We start from the raw sequence: 19,856 nt of genomic DNA, 5'->3' as shown, positions 1-19,856 counted from the left end.
TAAAATTTAAAGGTACCATATTATGTCATCATTTATTGCAGATAAAATTGTGATGGACGGCCTGACTTTTGACGACGTCCTGTTGATTCCCGCTTATTCTGAAGTACTGCCCAAGACTGTTGAGTTGCAGACACGCTTCTCACGTAACATCGTGTTGAATGTTCCGTTTGTAACGGCTGCTATGGACACCGTAACCGAGAGCCAGATGGCTATAGCTATCGCTCGTGAAGGTGGTATTGGCGTGATTCATAAGAATATGTCTATCGAGAATCAGGCGCGTGAGGTGGCCATTGTTAAGCGTGCAGAGAACGGTATGATCTATGATCCTGTGACCATCCGTCGTGGTTCTACAGTAGCTCAGGCTCTGGAAATTATGTCTGAGTATCATATTGGTGGTATTCCTGTTGTCGACGATGAAAACCATTTGGTTGGTATCGTTACAAACCGTGATTTGCGTTTTGAACGCCGCTTGGATCGTCCTGTTGATGAGGTTATGTCAAAAGAGAACTTGGTAACTACTCATCAGCAGACTGACTTGGCTGCTGCTGCACAGATTCTGCAGGAGAACAAGATTGAGAAACTGCCCGTGGTGGATAAGGATAACCACCTGGTAGGATTGATAACATATAAGGATATCACCAAGGCTAAGGATAAGCCCATGGCTTGTAAGGATGAGAAGGGACGTCTGCGTGTAGCCGCAGGTGTTGGCGTTACTGTTGATACTCTCGATCGTATGCAAGCGCTAGTGAATGCTGGTGCCGATGCTATTGTTATTGATACGGCTCATGGCCATTCAAAGGGTGTTATTGATAAGTTGAAGGAAGCAAAGAATGCCTTTAAGAATATTGATATCGTTGTAGGTAATATTGCTACAGGTGCTGCTGCACGTATGTTAGTGGAGAATGGCGCAGATGCCGTGAAGGTTGGTATTGGCCCGGGCTCTATTTGTACTACTCGTGTAGTGGCTGGTGTAGGTGTTCCTCAGTTGAGTGCCGTATATGATGTGTATTCTGCCTTGAAGGGTACAGGTGTTCCTTTGATTGCTGATGGTGGTCTGCGCTACTCTGGTGACATCGTGAAGGCGTTGGCTGCTGGTGGATCGTCAGTTATGATTGGCTCCTTGGTGGCTGGTACAGAGGAAAGTCCTGGCGATACTATTATCTATAATGGACGTAAGTTTAAGAGCTATCGTGGTATGGGCTCGTTGGAGGCTATGGAGCATGGTTCAAAGGATCGCTACTTCCAGGCTGACACGAAAGACGTGAAGAAACTGGTTCCCGAGGGTATTGCTGGTCGTGTACCTTACAAGGGCACTGTTCAGGAGGTTATCTACCAGTTGACTGGTGGTCTGCGTTCTGGTATGGGCTATTGTGGCGCAGCTAGCATTGATCGCCTGCATGATGCTAAATTTACCCGCATCACCAATGCAGGTGTGATGGAGAGTCATCCTCATGATATCACTATTACGAGTGAGGCTCCCAACTATTCAAGACCAAACGACTAAAAATAATATGAAACTGAAAATTCTTTTTGCTGCTCTGACTGTGTGCGGAACTATGAGTGCACAGACGGACGATCCTATTGTGATGGTGGTTAATGGTGACCCTGTCACTCGTTCGGAGTTTGAATATTCTTTTAATAAGAATAACTCGGAAGGTGTCATTGATAAGAAAAGTGTTGAGGAGTATGTAGACCTCTTTATTAATTACAAGTTGAAGGTGGCTGCTGCCCTTGATGCTAAATACGATACACTGACATCATTTAAAACGGAGTTCGCCCAGTATCGTGATCAGCAGGTTCGTCCAGCGTTCGTAACGGATGCTGATATGGAAGCTGAGGCACATAAAATCTATAACCAAACGGTAGAGCAAATCGGACCAGATGGTTTGATTCGTGTGGCTCATATCTTGATAAGAGCTCAACAGCAGGCACCTCAGTCGGAGTGGGATGCGGCTAAGGTTCGTATCGACTCCATTTATCAGGCTCTGAAGAATGGTGCTGATTTTGAGGAACTGGCAAAACGCGTATCTCAGGATCCGGGCTCTGCTCGCCAGGGAGGTCTGCTTCCTTTCGTTCAGCGCGGACAACTGGTAAAGGAGTTTGAGAATGCTGCTTATGCCCTTCAACCAGGTGAGATGTCTGGTGTTGTGCAGTCACCCTATGGATATCACGTTATTCTGATGAAGGAGCGCAAGATGTTGGAGCCGTTCGAATATCATCATGATGCAATCGTTCGCTATATGGATCAGCGTAATGTGCGCGATCAGATAGCTTCTCAAAAGGTAAAGCAGATGGTGAAGGATGGTAATGGCCAGGTGACTGAGGCTGAACTGATGGAAAGGAAGGCTGCAGAATTGTCTGCTCAAGATTCGGATATGAAATATCTGATTAAAGAGTATCACGATGGATTGCTGCTCTATGAGATAAGTAACCAGTTGGTATGGGACAAGGCTGCTAAGGATGAGGCTGGATTAGCTAATTTCTTTAAGAAGCACAAAAAGAATTATGCATGGGATACGCCTCGCTATAAAGGTATGGCATATCACGTAAAGACACAGGGCGATGTGAAAGCTGTACGTGACTGCGTAAAGAAACTGGCGTTCGATAAATGGGCAGAGACTTTGCGTACAACCTTTAATGCCGACTCTGTAATTCGCATTCGTGTGGAGAAAGGTATCTTTAAGAAGGGAGACAATGCCTTGGTTGATAGTCTTGTCTTTAAGAAGGATACAACGGTGACGCATTTGAAGGATTATCCTATTGATGCTGTTTATGGCAAACTTTTGAAGAAGGGACCTGAAGACTACAATGATGTACGTGGTCTGGTGGTGGCCGACTATCAGGAGGCTCTGGAAAAAGAGTGGGTGGCAGACTTGCGCCGTAAATATGCTGTTAAAGTCAATGATGAGGTGTTGAAAACTGTCAATAAGCATTAATGAAGAAATATATTGTTGTTATAGCTGGACTTCTGAGCCTGTTGCCAGTCTGTGCACAGCAGGATGATAAGTCGGGATCGGTGGTCGATGAGGTCATCTGGGTTGTTGGCGACGAACCTATTCTGAGAAGTGAGGTGGAAGCCAACCGAATGATGTCTGCTATGGAAGGCATTCGATGGAATGGAGATCCTGATTGTGCCATCCCAGAACAGTTAGCTGTTCAGAAGTTGTTCTTGCATCAGGCTGCTATCGATAGTATTGAAGTCAAGGAAAGTGAGATTTCCTCTGGTATTGAACAACGTATCGAAGAGTGGATTCAGCAAATTGGCTCTCGCGAGAAATTGGAAGAGTACAAGAAACAGACTCTTAGTCAGATACGCGAGTCTATGCACGATGAATACCGTGATCAGTTATTGATTCGTCGTATGAAGGAGCGCTTGGTGAAGGATATCACTGTGACACCTGCTGAGGTCCGTCGCTATTTCCGTAATCTCCCTCAGGATAGTATTCCATACGTGCCTACTGAGGTGGAGGTGCAGATTCTTACAATGACACCACGCATCTCTACAGAAGAGATTAACCGTGTAAAGGACGAATTGCGTGATTATACCGACCGAGTAAATCGTGGCGAGACTTCTTTCCAGACATTAGCACGCTTGTATTCTGAGGATCCTGGATCAAGACGTATGGGTGGTGAACTGCCTTTTATGGGACGTGCTGAACTGGACCCGGCTTTTGCTGCTGCAGCATTTAACCTAACTGATCCAAAGAAAATCTCAAAGATTGTTGAGTCTGAATTTGGAATGCATATTATACAGTTGGTAGAAAAGCGTGGCGACAAAGTGAAAGTACGTCATATCCTGCGTAAGCCCTTAGTCGCTGATTCGACTGTGAATGCCGCTCTAGCACGTTTGGATTCAATAGGTGACGATATACGTAATAACGTCTTCACTTTCGAGGATGGTGCAACCGTTATTTCGGATGATAAGGATACGCGTGCCAACAAAGGACTGATGGCTAAGAAATCGCAGTATGGTCAGACCTTGTCTTCGCGATTCCAATTGCAAGACTTGCCGCCAGAGATTGCAAGGGTTGTGGATACCCTGCAAGTGGGACAGGTTTCAAAGGCCTTTACGATGATTAATAACCGTGATAAAACGGTGTGTGTCATTGCAAAGTTGAAAAACAGAATAGAAGGTCACAAAGCAACGATTACAGAAGACTTCCAAGTGATGAAGGAAGTTGTATTGAATAAACGACAAGAAGAAAAATTGCATGACTGGGTGGTTCAGAAAATCAAAAGCACTTATGTGCGTCTGAATGATGACTATAAGAACTGCCACTTCGAATATGAAGGTTGGAACCGATAATAAAAATACTCATAGAAGCATCGTTATGGTGCTTCTATGTGCGCTATGCGTATTAGTGTATGGTGTCACGCTCCCTTCGCGTCCTAACAAGACCGCGAGTGAAAAACGTGTTTATCTGGTGCATGCAGATGAGCTGTGGTATGATCGCTGGCAAAATAATGATGCTCAGGTTCTCCGAGGAAAAGTGGAATTTGAGCACGATGGCGCTCATCTTTATTGTGATAGTGCAAACTTCTTCGAGGCTAGTAACTCGTTTGAGGCATGGGGGCATGTACGTATGATACAGGGCGATACGTTGTCGCTGACCAGTGATTATGGTTATTACGACGGTAATAACAAGTCAATGGAGGCAAAGATTTTTAGTTCTGACAGACAGGTAGTGCTGCGTAATCGTGCTACGACTCTCTATACGGATACTCTTTATTTTGACCGTATTGATAATATGGGATATTATAATGAGGGAGGAAAGTTGGTCGATAAAACCACAACACTGACATCTGTTCATGGTGAGTATCATACAGACACCAAAGATGCATTCTTTACGGAAAACGTGAAGATGGTTGATAAGAACTCTACGCTTCTCACTGATACTTTGGCATATAATACGCGTTCAAAGATTGCTAATATCCTTGGCCCGTCAAATATCTATTCAGGAACGAGTCATATTTATTCTGAGTTAGGTTATTATAATACTGATAAGGAACAGGCTCAATTGTTAAAACGTTCGAGATTGCAGAATGAAGGTCGTACGCTGGTTGGTGATAGTATTTGGTATGATGGAAAAACCGGTGTCAGTGAGGCGTTCGTGAATGTAGTCTATGAAGACTCAGTTAACCATAATGGTCTGTTGTGTAACTATGGCTATTATGATGATGTCAATGGCTATGCAATGTCTACTGATAGTGCGGTGGCAATGGATTTCTCGCAACGTGATACTTTATATATTCATGCAGATACATTCAAGGTATATACATTTAATATAAATACCGATTCTGTTTACAGAGAGATGCATGCATATAATAAGGTGCGCGCATATCGTGCAGATGTGCAAGCGGTGTGCGACTCAATGGTGTATGTGTCGAAAGATTCTTGTTTGACGATGTATCGTGATCCTATCGTATGGAATCTTAATCAACAACTGTTGGGTGAGGTGATTCAGGTCTTTATGAAAGATTCTGTTGTGGATCATGCTTATGTCCATAATCAGGCTTTCTCTGCGGAGAAACTGTCTGAAAAGGACCTGTTCAATCAGGTTTCGTCAAAGGATATGTTTGCCTTCTTCCAGAAAGGCGAGATACATGAAGCACGAGCAGTGGACAATGTCTTGGTTGTTTATTATCCAGTCGACGAGTCGGATAGTACTTACCAAGGGCTCATTAGTTTAGAAACGAGTGAATTACGAATGCTGATGGAGAATCGTAAGTTGAGTAGTATTTGGGCCCCCAAGTCTGATGGTGTGATGTATCCTATGTCACAGATACCTCCTCAGAAACGATTCTTGGAAGGTTTTTATTGGTTCGAAGATGTCCGTCCCACTTCTAAAGATGATATCTTTATATGGCGTCCAAAGAAGCCAGGAACAGAACTTAAAACCCAAAAACGAAAGGTTTCATTGAAAGATAAAGGAAAATCCTTATGAGCGATGTAATACAACTTCTGCCCGATTCGGTAGCTAACCAGATTGCTGCAGGTGAGGTTATTCAGCGTCCGGCTTCTGTCATCAAGGAACTGGTAGAGAATGCTGTTGATGCAGGTGCTCAGAATGTCAAGGTGCTGGTAGTGGATGCTGGACGAACATCGATCCAGGTCATTGATGATGGTTGTGGAATGTCCGAGACGGATGCTCGTTTGGCTTTTGAACGTCATGCCACTTCGAAGATTCGTCAGGCAGATGATTTGTTCTCTCTTCATACAATGGGCTTCCGAGGTGAGGCATTGCCTTCTGTCGCTGCTGTATCACAAGTAGAACTTATTACTCGTATGGCCGGTGAGGATGTTGGTATTCACCTGACTTTGCAGGGCTCTAAACTTGTAGGCCATGAGCCAGCAGCATGTCCTGTGGGGAGTAATTTTAAGGTAGATAACCTTTTCTTTAATGTGCCGGCTCGTAGGAAGTTCTTGAAAACGAATGCAACGGAATTAAATAATATTTTGGCTGCTTTCGAACGGATAGTCTTAGTCTATCCGGAGATTGGCTTTACGCTTTATAGTAACGGACAGGAACTAATGAATTTGAAGTCTGGAAGTTTAAAGCAGCGTATTACCGATGTCTTTGGCAGGAAGAGTGTCCAGGAGATGCTACCGATAGACGTTGAGACGGCCCTGTGTCGTATAACAGGTTTCGTGGGTAAACCAGAGTCTGCTCGAAAGAAGGGTGCACATAATTATTTCTTCGTGAATGGTCGTTTTATGAAGCATGCCTATTTTCATAAGGCAGTATGCAGTGCTTTCGAGCGACTTGTTCCTGTGGGAATGCAGGTTCCTTATTTTATCTACTTTGATGTGAACCCTGCAGATATCGATGTGAACATCCATCCTACAAAGACCGAAATTAAATTTGAGAATGAACAGAGCATCTGGCAGATTCTAGTAGCAGCAGTTAAGGATGCTATTGGAAAGTTCTGTGATGTGCCTACTATCGACTTTGATACAGAGGGACGTCCGGATATTCCCGTATTCAATCCTGGCAGCGAACCAATGGAAATGCCAAAAGTTAGCTATAATCCATCGTACAATCCTTTTGCATCGTCGTCCTCAAAGCCAACACCAGTCACTGAGTTTCATGGAAAGACTGTTGCAACACCAGATGCTTGGCAACAGTTATATGAAATACCGCCAACCCCCGTGTTCACAGAAGAAAGTCTTTTTAAAGAAGAGCAGGGTAGGGAGCGTGCAGAGAATGTTATCTCAGAAAAATCGCCTATACATTATCAATATAAGGGAAAGTATATCATGACGGCGGTCAAGTCTGGCCTGATGATTATTGATCAGCAGCGTGCAGATATCCGAATTCGTTATGAGCGATATATGGCTACTGTTGGACAACGGACAGCCAACTCGCAGCGTGTTCTTTTCCCCGAGGTGATAGAGTTTTCTCCGTCAGATAGCGTGGCAGTTCAGAAGTTTCTGCCAGAATTGACAAACATGGGGTTCGATATAAATCATTTAGGAGGAGGTAGTTTCGTGATAAACGGCATACCATCTGGTCTTGAGGGACTGGATCCTGTGTATCTTGTACGTAATATTGTGGCCGATGTTTTAGAGAATGGCGTGAGCGATGTGGAGAGTATTCATGCGTCACTTGCTGTCGGATTGGCCCGCCATGCTGCCATTCCTTATGGCCAGGTACTGAGTAATGATGAGATGGAGCGTATTGTTAATGAGTTGTTCTCATGCTCTAACGTAAACTACACGCCAGATGGTCGTACAATCCTCACAATTCTGCCTCAGAAAGATATTGAACAGCTATTTGGCTGAAAAACTACTAAAAAAGCCTAAAAATACCCTTTTTTGGCTATTTTTAATGTTAAAAGTGCATTTTATTGCTTAAAATGTTGGAAGTTTAAAATAATTTATCTACTTTTGCACCAAATTTTTGATATTATTGTTTTTATAAAATACTAAAATTGTATGAAAAAGTTTTTAATGGTGCTGGCTCTTGCTAGCGTTTCTGTAGCCGGAATGGCACAGGATGAATTGACTGAAAAGTACAGCGTTGCAACCAACTCTTTCTGGAGTAACTGGTTTGTACAGGCTAATGTTGCTGGTACTGCTTTTTATAGCAGCCAGGAAAGAGATCTTGATTTGTCAAAGAGCCCTCTGAAGGACTTCCGTAACAATTTGGGTCTTTCTGTTGCTATCGGTAAGTGGTTTACTCCTGGTCTCGGTCTTCGTACTAAGGTGAACGGTATCTGGGGTCGCACTGTTGATGGTGATAACGCTAAGGATAATGCAAGCAAGTATTGGCAGGCTAACGAGCAGGTTCTGTTCAACCTGAGCAATATGCTGTGTGGTTACAACCCCGACCGTGTTTGGAACTTCATTCCTTATGCTGGTGCTGGCATCGCTCGTAACATGTCTTACAATACTTATGCTATGGGTCTCCAGGCTGGTTTGCTGAACGAGTTCCGTCTGAGCCGTAAGTTCGCTTTGAACCTCGATCTGTCTTATGGTATCCATGAGCCTGATTTCGATGGCAATGGCTTCACTACTGGTAATGGCAAGCCTTCTATAAAGAGCAAGGACCGCGACCTCAACGTTGAGATCGGTTTGACCTACAACTTGGGTAAGGCTACTTGGAACAAGGTTCCCGATGTTGACGCTATCAGAGCTCTCCATCAGAGCCAGATTGACGCTCTTAACGCTCAGCTCAATGACGCTAACGCAGAGAACGCTCGTCTGAACAACCTGATTAAGAACCACAAGTGCCCCGAGGCTACTGCTCCTGTAACTGTTAAGGAAGTTGCTGCTGCTCCCGTATCAGTATTCTTCAACATTGGCAAGGCTAAGGTTGCTTCTAAGAAGGATCTGGTTAACCTGAAGGCTCTGGCTGAGGTTGCTAAGGACAACGACAAGACTCTCGTTGTTACTGGTTATGCTGATTCTAAGACTGGTAGCGCTAACTACAACAAGTCTCTGTCTCAGAAGCGTGCTGAGACCGTTAAGAAGGAGCTCGTTAAGCTGGGTGTTGCTGAGAACAAGATTGAAGTTGTTGCCGCTGGTGGCGTAAACGACATTACTCCTGTATCTTACAACCGTCGTGCTGTTGTTACTGTTAAGTAATAGAGTTTAGCAACTAAACATATAAAAGATCGGTGGGTTTTGCTCACCGGTCTTTTTTTTTGCCGTATTTTTAATTGGTTTACCCTTTTTTGCCATATTTTTGGTTGATTTGCCCTTTTTTGCAACTTTTTTCGAGAAAATTTGAAAAAAGTTCGAAAAACATTTGGTGGTTTCAAAAAAAGTCCGTACCTTTGCACCCGCTTACAAGAACAAGATAGCACACAAAGCTACAACAGTTCAAGAAGGGCGTTTAGCTCAGTTGGTTTAGAGCATCTGCCTTACAAGCAGAGGGTCGGCGGTTCGAATCCGTCAACGCCCACAAACAAAAGGATTGCAATGAGAATTGCAATCCTTTTTTGTTTTCATGTTAAATATCAAAAAAAATAGTGTTTGCTACAAAATTATTATTAATTATCCGTGGCAGATTATATTTTATTTCGTACCTTTGCACTCACATTAAAAGAAATTAAAAGAAAGAACTATATATAGTATATATTTAAGGTATTAAGAACAAGCAATGGAACTGGACGTACTGACCGCTATCTCGCCTATTGATGGCCGTTACAGAAACAAAACCGAAGAACTGGCAGGCTATTTTTCTGAGTATGCTTTGATTCGCTATCGTGTGAGAGTCGAAATTGAATACTTTATTGCACTCTGCGAATTGCCTTTGCCACAATTGGAGAACTTTGACCATAGTCTCTTCGAGTCACTTCGCAACATTTATCTTAATTTTAGCGAGCAGGATGCTGCCCGTGTGAAAGAGATTGAGTCTGTGACCAATCACGATGTGAAGGCTGTGGAGTATTTCATTAAAGAGAAGATTGACGCAATTGCTGAAAGCAAGTCTGTTGATCTGAAAGCCTTTAAAGAGTTTATTCACTTTGGACTGACATCTCAGGATATCAACAATACCAGTGTGCCCCTTTCAATTAAGGAGGCTCTGGAACAGGTATATATTCCTTTGATAGAGGAGTTGGTTGAGCAGTTGCACGACTATGCCGAGGAATGGAAGAATGTGGCCATGCTGGCAAAGACTCATGGTCAGCCAGCTTCGCCTACACGTTTGGGTAAAGAGATTATGGTTTATGTCTATCGTCTTGAAGAGCAATTGAATGCTTTGAAGGATGTGCCCGTAACAGCCAAGTTTGGTGGAGCTACTGGAAACTACAATGCTCATCATGTAGCTTATCCTCAGTACGACTGGCGTGAGTTTGGTAATAAGTTCGTTAGCGAGAAGCTGGGTTTGGAGCGCGAGCAGTATACCACTCAGATCTCAAATTACGACTGGCTTGCAGCCATCTTTGATGCCATGAAGCGTATTAATACAATCGTTATCGATTTGGATCGCGACTTCTGGATGTACATCTCAATGGACTATTTCAAGCAAAAGATTAAGAAGGGTGAGGTGGGCTCAAGCGCAATGCCCCATAAGGTCAATCCTATTGACTATGAGAACTCAGAGGGTAATCTTGGTATGGCGAATGCCATCCTGGCCTTCCTGTCTCAGAAGTTGCCTATTAGTCGTCTGCAGCGCGATTTGACCGATTCTACTGTGCTGCGTAATGTAGGTGTGCCAATGGGTCATGCACTCATTGCTTTCCAGAGCACACTGAAAGGATTACGCAAGTTGATTCTCAACGAGGATAAGTTGCACGAAGACTTGGAGAATACTTGGGCTGTTGTTGCCGAGGCCATTCAAACCATTCTTCGTCGTGAAGCCTATCCCAATCCTTACGAGACGCTGAAGGCGTTGACACGTACCAACAAGAAAATGGATGAACAGACTATTCATGAGTTTATTCAGACCTTGGAAGTGAGTGATGAGGTTAAGCAAGAGCTGATGGCAATCACTCCTTGGAACTATACTGGAATTTAATTAAATAATTAGTTAAGCCGTGAGGCATAAATATCAACCTTTTTAAAGTAAAAACAATTATGGATTTCGAAAACGAAAAGAAACAAGAAGAACAGCAGATGGACAGCAGTGCTAGCCGCGAGGGCTACCAGAAGGAATTTCGTCCTGTAGGACGTTCTCCTCGTCCACGTATTCACACAACTCAGCGCGCTGTGAACGCCTATGAGCGCCCTGGTTACAACAAGCATTCTCAGGACGATGAGGGTGGATTCCGCCCCGAGGGTTTTGGTGCTGGTTTACAGAGTCAGGCACCTCAGCGTCCCTATCGTCCTCGTACAAATAACGGCTATAATAACGGCGGCTATCAGCCTCGTCCTCAGGGCGAGTATGGTCAGCAGGGTGGCTATCAGCAGCGTGGCGGTTATCAGTCACGTCCTCAGCAGGGTGGCTATCAGCAGCGTGGTGGTTATGGTCAGCGTCCTCAGCAGGGTGGCTATCGTCCTCGTTATAATCAGGATGGCGACGAGCAGGGTTACCAGCCTCGTCAGCAGGGTGGCTACCAGCAGCGCGGCGGTTATGGTCAGCGTCCTCAGCAGGGAGGCTACCAGCAGCGTGGCGGTTATGGCCAGCGTCCTCAGCAGGGAGGCTATCAGCAGCGTGGTGGTTATGGTCAGCGTCCTCAGCAGGGTGGCTTCCGTCCTCGTACTGCCGATTATGATCCCAATGCTAAGTACTCAATGAAAAAGCGTATTGAGTATAAGGAAGTGAATTTCGATCCCAATGAGCCCATTCGTCTGAACAAGTTCCTCGCTAATGCTGGTGTATGCAGCCGTCGTGAGGCCGATGAGTTTATCCAGGCAGGTGTGGTCACCGTTAATGGTGAGGTCGTTACTGAGTTGGGAACCAAGGTGATGCGTACTGATATCGTGAAGTTCCACGATGATCCTGTGTCACTGGAGAAGAAAGTGTATGTGTTGCTTAATAAGCCCAAGGACTATGTGACCACAAGTGATGATCCTCAGCAGCGTAAGACCGTGATGGACCTCGTGAAGAATGCATGTCCTGAGCGCATCTATCCTGTAGGTCGTCTGGACCGCAATACCACTGGCGTGCTGTTGCTTACCAATGATGGTGATTTGGCTTCTAAACTGACACATCCCAAGTATCTGAAGAAGAAGATTTATCATGTTTACTTGGATCGCAACGTCACTGCTCATGACATTCAGCAGATTGCTGAGGGTATCACCTTGGAGGATGGTGATATCAAGGCCGATGCTATTGAGTATGCCGATCCCGTAGACAAGAAGCAAGTTGGTATTGAGATCCACTCTGGTAAGAATCGCATTGTGCGTCGTATCTTCGAGAGCTTTGGCTATAAAGTGTTGAAGTTGGATCGCGTGCAGTTTGCTGGTCTCACCAAGAAGAACCTGCGTCGCGGTGACTGGCGTTACCTCACAGAGGAAGAGGTTGACCGTCTGCGCATGGGCGCTTATGAGTAAGGTGCAGTGTGTCGCTGTGGTTTAGCGACAAACAAAACAAGATGAATTAATGAAAAGAACAAAGATCATTGACGTGCTGAAGAGCACGGAATACGGAAAGGAAGTATGTGTGAAGGGTTGGGTGCGTACCCATCGCTCTTCTAAGGCAGTCGACTTTATTGCTTTGAACGATGGTTCTACCATCAATAACGTTCAGATTGTTGTTGATCCCACAAAGTTTGACGAGCAGTTGCTTAAAGATATCACAACAGGTGCTTGTATTTGTGCGGAAGGAACACTCGTTGAGAGTCAGGGAGCAGGTCAGAGTAGCGAGATTCAGGCAACGAACCTTATTGTCTATGGACTCTGTGGCAACGACTACCCCATGCAGAAAAAAGGTCAGAGCTTTGAGGCTATGCGTAAGAATGCCCATATGCGTCTTCGCACAAACACCTTTGGTGCAGTGATGCGCATTCGCCACAATATGGCAATGGCCATTCATACCTATTTCCATGAGCATGGCTTCTATTATTTCCATACCCCGTTAATCACGGCATCCGACTGTGAGGGTGCTGGAAACATGTTCCAGGTTACTACCAAGAACCTCTACGACCTGAAGAAGGACGAGAACGGCAAGATTATCTATGACGACGACTTCTTTGGTGAACAGACCTCGTTGACCGTATCTGGACAGTTGGAGGGTGAGCTTGGTGCCACAGCACTGGGTTCTATCTATACCTTTGGTCCCACTTTCCGTGCAGAGAATTCGAACACCCCACGCCACTTGGCTGAGTTCTGGATGGTAGAACCTGAGGTAGCCTTCCTCGATCAGGAAGAGCTGATGGACCTGGAGGAAGATTTTATCAAGTACTGCGTGAAGTGGGCTCTTGACAACTGTAAGGACGACCTGGCGTTCCTCAATAAGATGATTGATAAGACCCTTATCGAGCGTCTGGAAGGTGTTCTCAAGGAGACTTTCGTTCGCCTGCCCTATACTGAGGGTATCAACATTCTGCAGGAGGCCATCAAGAACGGTAAGAAGTTTGAGTTCCCCTGCAACTGGGGCGACGACCTGGCTAGTGAGCATGAGCGTTATCTGGTTGAGGAGCACTTCAAGAAGCCAGTTATCATGACCGACTATCCACGTGCATTCAAGTCGTTCTATATGAAGCAGAACCAAGATACTGCTGATGGTGGTTCTGTAGGTTATAAGGGTGCAGTTGCCCCTGGTCCAACCATGCAGGGTACTGACGTGCTCTTCCCACAGATTGGCGAGATTATCGGCGGATCTGTACGTGAGGAGAACTACGACAAGCTGATGGGCGAGATTGAGCGCCGTCAGATGGACCAGACCCACCTCTGGTGGTATATCGACACCCGTCGTTGGGGTTCATGTCCTCACGCAGGTTTCGGACTTGGTTTCGAGCGTCTTATCTTGTTCGTAACAGGTATGCAGAACATTCGCGACGTGATTCCTTTCCCACGTACGCCGAAGAGTGCTGAGTTCTAAGAAAACACAATATCTAAAACGAGTTCCGATAATTCGGAACTCGTTTTTTTGTCCCCATACCACTTTTGTATTTAAAAATTTGGCATATTGCAAAATATTGTTTAATTTTGCCCCAAATAGTATTAACCCAAAAAACAATCATGGTATGAAGAAATTATTGTTGTTGAGTTGCATGATGCTTGGTTTGACAGCATCTGCGCAGATTCCTTTGATTGAACACGTAGGTGGAAGTGTAGGTGTGGGTACCACAGGCATCACCGTTGATGTGGCGGCGCGTATTACTGATTTGTTTGGTGTGCGTGCAGGTGTGGATATCATGCCACAGATTAAGATTAACAAGGACCTGAACCTGGGAGTAGACGACCATTCATTGTCTATTCAGCAGATGTCTACTTATATCGATCAGTTGAACCAGTATCTCCCGGCAGACAAGCAGATTGATAAGTCTATTCTTCCTAGTGGTGAACTTCCCAGGAAGTTGGATATCCAGGGCAAGTTAAGTAATACCACGGGTCACGTTCTGATAGACGTATATCCCTTTGGTGCCAAGAACAGTTTCCATGCTACAGTGGGTGCCTATTTTGGCGGCAAGAAGGTGGTGAAGGTCTATAATCGAGAAGAAGGTGCTCTGACTGTTGTAAACCAGTGGAACAACGCTATGATAGAAGCGCAGGAACATCCTGGTGGCTCTCTGAATCAGGAAGTGGTTCAGAAATTTAATCTGAAGATGATTGGCGCTGAGTTAGGCGATTATTTTGTTACCCCTGATCCTGCTGACAATGGTAATGTGGAGGCTAGCATCCAGGTAAGTGGTTTCCGTCCATATGTTGGTATTGGTTTTGGCAGTTGTGTGCCCAAGAAACGTATTGGCTGTCAGGTTGATTTAGGTGTGCAGTTCTGGAACACCCCCAAGATCTATGCACCGACCTACGATAAGAGTACAAAAACCTTTGTTGGCGAGAGCAAGTTGGACGAGTCGAAAGTAGGAGGCGATGGCAGTGATGTGATTAAGACCATCACCAAGATTTCTGTTTATCCTTCACTCACCGTCCGCCTTACTGGTAAGATCTTCTAAGAACAGAAAGAACGATATAAAACGAAAAATGGGATTCGCTAAGCCAGCTGAATCCCATTTTCTGTGATAACGATAAGTCGTCGGCGATACAGGTCGCCGATGGCTTTTTTGTATATCTTCTTCGACACACCGAAACAGGCAGCAATCTCCTCGGCAGGACTCTTGTCGCCCAATTCGCAGTGTCCGTCATGTTCGTAGAGATAGCACAGCAACACCTCGGCAAAATCAAGACTACGCTCGTAGCCAGTTTTCTTCTGGTATCTCTCCACCTTGGCCGTAGCCATCAGACGATGCGTCTGCTCGTCCTCCATCACATAGACATAATAGCTTTTGCCCATCTCCATGCGTTGCTTCTGTTCGCGGAAAGGGCAGAAGAGGTCCTTCATCAGTCCCCATTTCAGGAATGCGCCATATTCGTTCACCCATGCACACTCCATCCATGCAAACTCGCCCACTTTGGCCAATGGATGTTCCGTCGTGGCAATCAGTCGCTCGTCCTGATCCAGATAGATAAACACCTCCAGGGTCTGTCCAATCTTTGCACCCTCAGGAATATAGCGGTTGGGCAACAAGATGTCGCCACTCTGTTCGTCGCCCTCCAGATAGAGGCCCTGATCAGCGCGACGGAGGATCGTCAGGGTATTGTAATCGCCAAGTTTAATCATGCTTCAGAATTTGTATTAGTGATTATAAGGTTATCCGACTCATTGGCTGTAGGAGTTACTGCAGGCACCTCCAGCAGACCGTCACGCATATGGATGGTGCGGTCGGTAATCGTGGCCAGCGTCTCGTCGTGAGTGACGATGACAAACGTCTGGCCGAATTTGTCTCGCAAGTCGAAGAACAGCTGATGCAGTTCCTCTTTATTTTTTGAGTCGAGAGAGCCACTAGGCTCGTCGGCCAATATGACGGCAGGGTTGTTCACCAAGGCACGTGCCACGGCAATACGCTGCTTCTCGCCGCCACTGAGTTCGTTTGGCTTGTGACTGGCACGATCTGTCAGTCCCATAAACTGTAACAGTTCCTTCGCCCTTTCTTTGGCCGCCTTTTGCGATGTGCCAGCAATAAAAGCAGGTATCATGATGTTCTCGATAGCCGTGAACTCAGGCAGCAACTGATGAAACTGAAACACAAAGCCCAGATGACGGTTGCGGAAGTCGGCCAAAGCCTTCTGAGATAGGGTAGTGGTGTCGATACCGTCGACAAATACAGAACCCGTGTCAGGCTTGTCCAGTGTACCAATGATTTGCAGTAGGGTTGTCTTGCCAGCACCGCTTGGTCCAACGATGCTCACCACCTCACCCTTGTCTATGTGGAGGTCAATGCCTTTAAGTACTTGTAACGAGCCGAAGCTCTTCGTAATATTCTTAATGTCAATCATGTCTTTTCGTTGACTTACACTTTTTTAAACTCTTTTCTTATTAATCCAGTTCATCAGCGTATCATAGATACTGTTCTCCTCGTGGTGCTGAGCCTCCGTGAAGCTCATCTTCTCCTCCTTCGTATTGCCATACTGGTCAGGGAAGATAATCATGAGATTAGTGCCAGAGAAGTATTTTGTGAGTTCATCGGGCAGACGGTCGAGCGCCGCCTTATAACTGATGGTACCCTTACGTGCTGTAACCACCACCAGTAGATTGTCCGTGCCGATGTGACTGGCCAACTGAGGCAGCTCGTTCCAATGCGCCATATATGTATATTCTGCACGCACGCTAGGGTGCTGGTTGTTCACATATTGCTCTATCAGCGTGAGCGACTCGTGGCGCCCATGAAACTGAATGCGACAGTCCAACTGACAAGCAAATCTGCACAGACGTTCCAGCCAGCGGTTGAATCCAGGTTCAAACTCAGCCCTGCTGGGCACGGCCACCTGAATACGTCGTAAGGTGCTTAGCGGCTGGGTGAATCGCATGAGAAGAATCTGGCGGTTCAGACCGTTGTATAGGCTCTGAATAAACTCACCCCAGAACTTCTTGGTCACCTCAGTATGCACGTGCATACCCATGACAATCTCAGAGCAGCCACTCTCGCGGAACGCATGCTTAATGCCGTTGGCAATGTTGGTAGCCAGTCGCACCTGCGTCTGCACCTGCATCTCCGAAGCGCTAGCCTGTCGCTGCAGTTGCTCCAGCAGTCGCATGCCCTGCTCGCGCTCATGGGCACTGTTCTCGCCGTCGTACACCACGTTGAGTGCCACCAACTCGCGTTTCAGTTTCTGGTTCCTTGTCAGTTGTGCCAACTCCAGCAGCTGTGGTGCAATCTCTGGATATTTCACACACACCATAATCTTCTCGTCGTCCTGCTGTGGCTTCTTCATGTCAGGCACGGCACGCTCGCTGAAGACAATCTCCTTGCTAGCCTTCTCCGTCATCATCGTTGAGATGATACACGTAACCAGAATCATGATAACCACGCCATTCAGCATGTTGTCGTCGGCCAGTGCCGTTCCGTCGTCCATCAGCAGGCGTCGGCCCACCATAACCATGGCAATGGCACCAGCAGCATGAGCCGATGTCAGTCCAAACATCATGTGCCCCTCCGCCTTGGTTAGTTTAAACAGTAGGGCAGAGATATAGGCCGCCAAAGCCTTGCCAAAGGTGCCGATGAAAGCAATGAGTAATACGATGCCCCATATCTCGGCTCCGTCGGCCAGCGTGTTCAGGTTGATCAGCATGCCCACGCCAATCAGGAAATAAGGAATGAAGATGGCGTTGCCAATGAACTCCGTACGGTTCATCAGCGGCGACACATGTGGGATGTATCTGTTGAGAATCAGTCCTGAGAAGAACGCGCCGAAGATGCCCTCCAGTCCAATGAATGCCGACAAGGCCGCGCTGAGGAACATCACAGAGATAACGAAGATATACTGCATCACCGCGTCACTATATCGACGCAGAAAATAGCGAGCCAGACGAGGAATCAGCAAGATGCTGCCTGCACAGAACACAGCAATCTTGAATAGGAAGAACACCCAGAACAGAAAGCCGCTGTCAGGACTGAACGAACCCACCAGGCCGGCCAGCATAACCAGGGCCATGAAGAGCGACAGCATGGACGAGCCCACGCTGATCATCACACTGGAGTTCTGTTGCAGTCCGTAGCGCCCAATGATAGGGTAGGCCACCAGTGTGTTTGAAGCCATGATGCAGCCCAGCAGGAACGAAGCCTGCCCACTGTATCCCAGGATGGATATCGACATCAGATAGGTCAGCACCAATGGCACAATACAAGTGAGAAGTCCAAAGATAAGCAGTCTTTTCGAGTTCTTCTTAACGCTCTCCATATCCATCTCCAGGCCAGCCAGGAACATGATGTAGTAAAGGCCCACCTGTCCGAAAACCTCAAACGAGATGTCACGCTGCAGCAAGTTGAGTCCATGTTCGCCAATGAGCACACCAGCCAGAACCATGCCGATGATATGCGGAATACGCAGCTTACTCATCACAATAGGTGCGAGGAGAATAATGAGAAGTACCACGAAGAATATCAGCGTGGGGTCCTTTATCAGTGGCTCTATGACAACCTGTGCTTCCATAATGCTTTATAAAGCGTCCTGATTGGCAGGATGCTGGAATAAATCATGAATATGTATCAATTTGTTTGCAAATTTACAACTTTTTCTGTAATAATGCCACGATAAAAGAAAGTTTTTTGTAATTTTGCAGACCAAATGGTATAATTAATATCGTATATAGAATGAAAGTAGCAATTGTTGGCGCTTCAGGCGCTGTAGGACAGGAGTTTTTACGCCTGCTTGACGAGAGAAATTTCCCCATGGACGAATTGGTGTTGTTTGGTTCTGAGCGTTCTGCTGGTACCAAGTATACCTTTAAGGGTAAAGAACTGACCGTGAAACTCTTACAGCACAACGACGACTTCAAGGATATAGATATAGCCTTTACGTCGGCAGGTGCTGGCACCAGCAAAGAGTTTGCGGAGGACATTACGAAGTACGGCTGCGTGATGATCGACAACTCAAGCGCTTTCCGTATGGACGACGATGTGCCCTTGGTGGTGCCTGAGTGCAATGCCGAGGATGCTTTGCAGCGCCCTCGCGGCATCATTGCCAATCCCAACTGTACCACGATTATGATGGTGGTTGTTCTGCAGCCCCTCGAGAATATCAGTCACATCAAGCGCATCCATGTGTCATCTTATCAGAGTGCCTCAGGCGCAGGTGCAGCCGCCATGGCCGAGTTGCAGCAGCAGTATAAGGAGATAGTGGAGACAGGCGAGGTGAAGACCATCAAGAAGTTTGCCCACCAGTTGGCCTATAACGTGATTCCCCAGATTGATGTGTTCCAGCCCAACGGCTATACCAAGGAAGAGATGAAGATGTATAACGAGACTCGCAAGATTATGCATACCGATGCCAAGTGCTCGGCTATGTGTGTTCGTGTCAGTTCGTTACGTTCTCACTCGGAGTCTGTTTGGATTGAGACTGAGAAGCCCATCAGCGTGGAAGAGGCACAGAAAGCCATTGCAGCGGCTCCTGGTTGCACGCTCGTTGACGACCCTGCTAACCTGAAGTATCCCATGCCTCTCGAGACGGCTGGAAAGGACGATGTTTTTGTTGGTCGTGTGCGTAAGGACCTCACCGATGAGAACGGTCTGACCTTCTGGCTCTCAGGCGACCAGATTCGCAAGGGTGCTGCCTTGAATGCCGTGCAGATTGGCGAGTATCTGGTAGAGAAGAAGGCACTTCCCTGCTTCAAATAACATGGATTTTGTTTTACAATAGCCTCGCTGAGATTTAAAAATTCTGCACCAAAAAAATTTTTTGTGCGTACAGGCGAAACATGAACAAGTTTGTAAAGCGCTGAAAATGAAGTGGTTGCGAAATTGAC

At 46.2% G+C, this 19,856-nt stretch carries 14 protein-coding genes and 1 tRNA gene; 12 read left to right on the top strand and 3 right to left on the bottom strand.

Translation table 11 applies throughout. From position 1 onward, the window contains the following. The first annotated feature begins 22 nt into the window (after positions 1–22). The 11 genes from guaB (at position 23) to M1D30_RS09660 (ending at position 15,009) form a co-directional block, all read left to right on the top strand. Complete coding sequence (gene guaB / locus M1D30_RS09710) at positions 23–1,504, top strand: IMP dehydrogenase (protein WP_248503472.1); 1,482 nt, start codon at positions 23–25, stop codon at positions 1,502–1,504. Positions 1,505–1,511: 7 nt separating this feature from the next. Then, entirely contained in the window at positions 1,512–2,936 is a 1,425-nt protein-coding gene (locus M1D30_RS09705; RefSeq protein WP_248503470.1) for a peptidylprolyl isomerase, read from the top strand. Next, positions 2,936–4,306 (top strand): peptidylprolyl isomerase, encoded by a 1,371-nt coding sequence (locus M1D30_RS09700; protein ID WP_248503468.1) that lies wholly within the window; start codon positions 2,936–2,938, stop codon positions 4,304–4,306. Before M1D30_RS09705 ends, M1D30_RS09700 begins: the two co-directional genes overlap by 1 nt. Continuing rightward, positions 4,257–5,945 carry an OstA-like protein gene (locus tag M1D30_RS09695; protein WP_248503466.1) on the top strand — a complete coding sequence of 563 codons (1,689 nt, stop codon included), beginning with the start codon at positions 4,257–4,259 and terminating at the stop codon, positions 5,943–5,945. Before M1D30_RS09700 ends, M1D30_RS09695 begins: the two co-directional genes overlap by 50 nt. Further along, the gene (mutL, locus tag M1D30_RS09690; protein ID WP_248503464.1) at positions 5,942–7,783 is read left to right on the top strand and encodes a DNA mismatch repair endonuclease MutL; all 1,842 of its coding nucleotides are present in this window, start codon (positions 5,942–5,944) and stop codon (positions 7,781–7,783) included. Before M1D30_RS09695 ends, mutL begins: the two co-directional genes overlap by 4 nt. A gap of 153 nt (positions 7,784–7,936) precedes the next feature. Next, positions 7,937–9,088: an OmpA family protein gene (locus M1D30_RS09685; RefSeq protein WP_248503462.1), complete on the top strand. Its 1,152-nt coding sequence runs from the start codon at positions 7,937–7,939 to the stop codon at positions 9,086–9,088. 244 nt (positions 9,089–9,332) lie between these two features. Next, positions 9,333–9,407: transfer RNA gene (locus M1D30_RS09680), tRNA-Val, on the top strand. Positions 9,408–9,605: 198 nt separating this feature from the next. Further along, positions 9,606–10,967, top strand: a complete 1,362-nt coding sequence (gene purB, locus M1D30_RS09675) for an adenylosuccinate lyase (RefSeq protein WP_248503460.1) — start codon at positions 9,606–9,608, stop codon at positions 10,965–10,967. 59 nt (positions 10,968–11,026) lie between these two features. Then, complete coding sequence (locus tag M1D30_RS09670; RefSeq protein WP_248503458.1) at positions 11,027–12,445, top strand: pseudouridine synthase; 1,419 nt, start codon at positions 11,027–11,029, stop codon at positions 12,443–12,445. A 49-nt stretch (positions 12,446–12,494) separates the two neighbouring features. Continuing rightward, positions 12,495–13,934, top strand: a complete 1,440-nt coding sequence (gene asnS, locus M1D30_RS09665) for an asparagine--tRNA ligase (RefSeq protein WP_248503456.1) — start codon at positions 12,495–12,497, stop codon at positions 13,932–13,934. A gap of 145 nt (positions 13,935–14,079) precedes the next feature. After that, on the top strand, positions 14,080–15,009 hold the full coding sequence (locus tag M1D30_RS09660) for a hypothetical protein (RefSeq protein ID WP_248503454.1): 930 nt from the start codon (positions 14,080–14,082) through the stop codon (positions 15,007–15,009). A gap of 38 nt (positions 15,010–15,047) precedes the next feature. On the opposite strand, the gene M1D30_RS09655 is transcribed toward M1D30_RS09660, so the two are convergent. The 3 genes from M1D30_RS09655 to M1D30_RS09645 are packed head-to-tail and all read right to left on the bottom strand — an operon-like array spanning position 15,048 to position 18,544. Beyond that, positions 15,048–15,674, bottom strand: a complete 627-nt coding sequence (locus tag M1D30_RS09655; protein ID WP_248503452.1) for a S1 RNA-binding domain-containing protein — start codon at positions 15,672–15,674, stop codon at positions 15,048–15,050. Then, positions 15,671–16,390 (bottom strand): ABC transporter ATP-binding protein, encoded by a 720-nt coding sequence (locus M1D30_RS09650; RefSeq protein WP_248503450.1) that lies wholly within the window; start codon positions 16,388–16,390, stop codon positions 15,671–15,673. Before M1D30_RS09650 ends, M1D30_RS09655 begins: the two co-directional genes overlap by 4 nt. Before the next feature lie 24 nt (positions 16,391–16,414). Further along, on the bottom strand, positions 16,415–18,544 hold the full coding sequence (locus tag M1D30_RS09645; protein WP_248503448.1) for a cation:proton antiporter: 2,130 nt from the start codon (positions 18,542–18,544) through the stop codon (positions 16,415–16,417). 161 nt (positions 18,545–18,705) lie between these two features. Between M1D30_RS09645 and M1D30_RS09640 the strand changes: the two genes are divergently transcribed. Continuing rightward, positions 18,706–19,728: an aspartate-semialdehyde dehydrogenase gene (locus M1D30_RS09640; RefSeq protein WP_248503446.1), complete on the top strand. Its 1,023-nt coding sequence runs from the start codon at positions 18,706–18,708 to the stop codon at positions 19,726–19,728. Positions 19,729–19,856 lie beyond the last annotated feature (128 nt).

It is taken from the genome of Prevotella sp. E15-22, from assembly GCF_023204875.1.
GTDB lineage: Bacteria > Bacteroidota > Bacteroidia > Bacteroidales > Bacteroidaceae > Prevotella.
Note: the sequence above shows the minus strand (reverse complement) of the source record. Positions and strands in the feature narration are given on the sequence as shown.

Coding starts and splice junctions, on each gene's coding strand:
- M1D30_RS09655 (WP_248503452.1), bottom strand. CDS start 15,674: ATGATTAAACTTGGCGATTACAATACCCTGACGATCCTCCGTCGCGCT.
- M1D30_RS09705 (WP_248503470.1), top strand. CDS start 1,512: ATGAAACTGAAAATTCTTTTTGCTGCTCTGACTGTGTGCGGAACTATG.
- M1D30_RS09660 (WP_248503454.1), top strand. CDS start 14,080: ATGAAGAAATTATTGTTGTTGAGTTGCATGATGCTTGGTTTGACAGCA.
- guaB (WP_248503472.1), top strand. CDS start 23: ATGTCATCATTTATTGCAGATAAAATTGTGATGGACGGCCTGACTTTT.
- M1D30_RS09700 (WP_248503468.1), top strand. CDS start 2,936: ATGAAGAAATATATTGTTGTTATAGCTGGACTTCTGAGCCTGTTGCCA.
- M1D30_RS09685 (WP_248503462.1), top strand. CDS start 7,937: ATGAAAAAGTTTTTAATGGTGCTGGCTCTTGCTAGCGTTTCTGTAGCC.
- M1D30_RS09670 (WP_248503458.1), top strand. CDS start 11,027: ATGGATTTCGAAAACGAAAAGAAACAAGAAGAACAGCAGATGGACAGC.
- M1D30_RS09640 (WP_248503446.1), top strand. CDS start 18,706: ATGAAAGTAGCAATTGTTGGCGCTTCAGGCGCTGTAGGACAGGAGTTT.
- M1D30_RS09695 (WP_248503466.1), top strand. CDS start 4,257: ATGATGACTATAAGAACTGCCACTTCGAATATGAAGGTTGGAACCGAT.
- M1D30_RS09650 (WP_248503450.1), bottom strand. CDS start 16,390: ATGATTGACATTAAGAATATTACGAAGAGCTTCGGCTCGTTACAAGTA.
- M1D30_RS09645 (WP_248503448.1), bottom strand. CDS start 18,544: ATGGAAGCACAGGTTGTCATAGAGCCACTGATAAAGGACCCCACGCTG.
- mutL (WP_248503464.1), top strand. CDS start 5,942: ATGAGCGATGTAATACAACTTCTGCCCGATTCGGTAGCTAACCAGATT.
- purB (WP_248503460.1), top strand. CDS start 9,606: ATGGAACTGGACGTACTGACCGCTATCTCGCCTATTGATGGCCGTTAC.
- asnS (WP_248503456.1), top strand. CDS start 12,495: ATGAAAAGAACAAAGATCATTGACGTGCTGAAGAGCACGGAATACGGA.